A 2,509-nucleotide genomic window follows, 5' to 3' on the forward strand; every position below is an offset into this window, starting at 1 on the left:
ATGTGCCACTTGCCAATGCATGCGGTGCGGTAGCCTTGATCCCGCAGCATCGATGGTAACGTCATTCGCCCTGGAGCGATCAACGATGGCCCGCCTGCACCTGAAAACACGCGGCCGCCGTTGGGAATTCGAAACGCCATTTGCCCCGTCATCAAACTGTAACGTGTCGGCGTGCATACGGTGCAAGGGCTATGCGCATCGGTGAAACGCATCCCTTCGCTTGCGAAGCGGTCGAGGTTCGGCGTCGGAATTTTTGATTCGGGGTTGTAGCATCCCAAATCGCCGTACCCCAAATCGTCCGCCAGGATAACGACCACATTCGGCAGCTCGGCCGCGAGCACCTTGTTTGCGAAACCTCCGAAGGTGGATGCCATGACGACGAACAAGGCCAAGTTCAATGTCAGCTTCATGAGTTCAGGTCGATATTGAGAGTAGAGAGTTGGAGGGCGAATGAAAAAGAGGTCACCCGTCATCGCAGCGTTCGACAACGGCATTATCGCAGCGTTCGACAACGGCATTGCGGAGGACACCTGCCACAATAACCCCCAACGATGTCAATGTCATGCTCCTCGCTCGCTGCGACATAGCCCCCGCCGGACTCAAGAACGATTTGCGACACCCTGTGAACAATTTGCGACACGGAATCGGTCGCTTGCGGCCCTAGTCGAACCGAAACCCACGCCGGACGCAACTTGGCTCTTTTTTATTCATGGAACACTCGGTAACGTGAAGGTTCCCGAGCAACGAGTCTGAACCGAGCATCACGAAATCGCCACGAATTAGCCGCCCCGACCTTCGCGGACGCCTCCCGGCAAGGACTAACATCGATGAACCAATGGTTAAAACAAACGACCGATTTTGCCGCGAGGCAGATCACCAGCATCGGAGTGGGGTTGCTAGGTCAGCTTTTCGATCAAGCGGATGATGTCGCGTTTTTCATCAAAAACGAACACGGGCAATACGTGTGCGTCAATGAATCGCTGGCGAAACGGCATGGCTTGAAACGTGCTGCCGACGCGATTGGCAAACGTCCCTCTGAAATCTGTCCTGGCGACTTTGGACAAGTTCCCGCCGAACAAGACGCCAAGGTCTTACGAACCGGGCGCGCGTTGGTTGGCCATCTTGAAATGCAATGGCATCGTCCTCACAGGCCGGTTTGGTGTCTGACCACGAAGCTGCCTATTATCGATTCCGATGACCAAATCATCGGCTTGGTGGGCTTCTCACGCGACGTCCGTGTGCCGGTCGAAACCGATATCATTCCCAATGAATTTGCTCAGGCACTCGAGTTCTTTGAACAAAACCCGATCGAGATCAGCACCCCCTCGATGTTAGCGGAGCGGGCAAATATGTCACTGCAACGCTTGGCTCGGCTGACCAAACGCCTGTTCGGTCTGACCCCCAGTCAATTCATACGCCAGACACGCGTCGCAACCGCATCGCGTCTGCTGCTGGACACAGACAAAACAATCGCGGACATTTCCTTTTCGAGCGGGTTTTATGACCAGAGCGCCTTCACCAGAGCGTTCCGCGCTGCGACCGGCGTAACGCCATCTCAGTTTCGCCAACAGACCCAAAATATTCGCAAAGACTAAACGCAGCCAGCACGGCACACACGCTGCCCCGCAATGGTTGCTCATTACCAGGGACGCCTGTCGCTCACGCTCTCATTGATTCGAAATGCCTGTGATTCCGCGGTTTGGGCCGCATGGGGAACTTGGCTGCACGCGTGGACACGAAAATCAACAATGCAACTTTACCTGATTCGACACGCAGAGAGCGAAAACAATGCCATGCCGGCTTACCAACGGGTTGAGGATCCTGCGATCACGGCGCGGGGCCGATTGCAATCTGAATATCTAGCCAAATGGACAAGCACGCTGAGGATCGACACGTTGATCACAAGCCCGTTTCGTCGATCGATCCAAACCACGCGGTTCATTCTGGATCAGTCGCCGCAGCGAGTTCACGTTTGGCACAATGTCTTTGAACGCGGCGGCTGTTTTCGTGGCCATGGTCCCAATGCGACCGAGGGTGGACCAGGCATGGGACGCGCGAGCATCGAACAAGAATTTTCGGCATTGCCCCACGACTGCATCATCGACGAAACAATCACCAATGCAGGCTGGTGGGCAGGCAACGCACGAGAAACCGATGACCAGGCTAACGCACGAGCCGGAGTCGTTACCGAACGGTTGGTCCAGTCGTTTGGAGCCAGCGGCAAAACGATCGTCGCGGTCATCCATGCCGACTTTAAACGATGTTTGTTGACGAAGATGCTTTCGGAGGTAACCGACGTCGAAAAGATCGGCGCGCTCGTCAATACGGGAATCACCAAATTGGATTACGACGGCAAAGCTTGGCAGCTGCATTGGCTGAATTCTGCCAGCCATCTGCCGTCACGCTTGGTGACCGGCAACGAAACGTAAGCTTGACATAGCGAAGCATTTAGGGGGCATCAAGTTACGGCTTTTGCGTGTTGTAGCTACGCTCGCCAGAGCGTGGATGG

The 2,509-nt window shown here is 55.3% G+C and carries 4 protein-coding genes; 3 read left to right on the plus strand and 1 reads right to left on the minus strand.

Annotation, left to right across the window (positions count from 1 at the left end):
* Nucleotides 1-410, minus strand: a 410-nt coding sequence (locus ABX962_RS34585) for a sulfatase-like hydrolase/transferase (RefSeq protein ID WP_372726211.1), incomplete at its 3' end; no start/stop codon positions are given.
* A 40-nt stretch (nucleotides 411-450) separates the two neighbouring features.
* On the opposite strand from ABX962_RS34585, the gene ABX962_RS34590 reads away from it, so the two are divergent.
* The 3 genes from ABX962_RS34590 to ABX962_RS34600 all read left to right on the plus strand — a co-directional run bounded on the left by ABX962_RS34590 (nucleotide 451) and on the right by ABX962_RS34600 (nucleotide 2,429).
* Complete coding sequence (locus tag ABX962_RS34590; RefSeq protein WP_372726212.1) at nucleotides 451-753, plus strand: hypothetical protein; 303 nt, start codon at nucleotides 451-453, stop codon at nucleotides 751-753.
* Nucleotides 754-827: 74 nt separating this feature from the next.
* Complete coding sequence (locus ABX962_RS34595) at nucleotides 828-1,595, plus strand: AraC family transcriptional regulator (RefSeq protein ID WP_372726213.1); 768 nt, start codon at nucleotides 828-830, stop codon at nucleotides 1,593-1,595.
* A 153-nt stretch (nucleotides 1,596-1,748) separates the two neighbouring features.
* A complete protein-coding gene (locus tag ABX962_RS34600) occupies nucleotides 1,749-2,429 on the plus strand; it encodes a histidine phosphatase family protein (RefSeq protein ID WP_372726214.1) in 681 nt (226 codons plus the stop codon).
* The last annotated feature ends 80 nt before the right edge of the window (nucleotides 2,430-2,509 follow it).

It is taken from the genome of Novipirellula sp., from assembly GCF_041583735.1.
In the GTDB taxonomy this organism is placed as follows: Bacteria; Planctomycetota; Planctomycetia; order Pirellulales; family Pirellulaceae; genus Novipirellula.

What these genes read in the sequence shown, in the direction of transcription:
- ABX962_RS34600 (WP_372726214.1), top strand. Translation starts at nt 1,749, where the DNA reads ATGCAACTTTACCTGATTCGACACGCAGAGAGCGAAAACAATGCCATG.
- ABX962_RS34590 (WP_372726212.1), top strand. Translation starts at nt 451, where the DNA reads ATGAAAAAGAGGTCACCCGTCATCGCAGCGTTCGACAACGGCATTATC.
- ABX962_RS34595 (WP_372726213.1), top strand. Translation starts at nt 828, where the DNA reads ATGAACCAATGGTTAAAACAAACGACCGATTTTGCCGCGAGGCAGATC.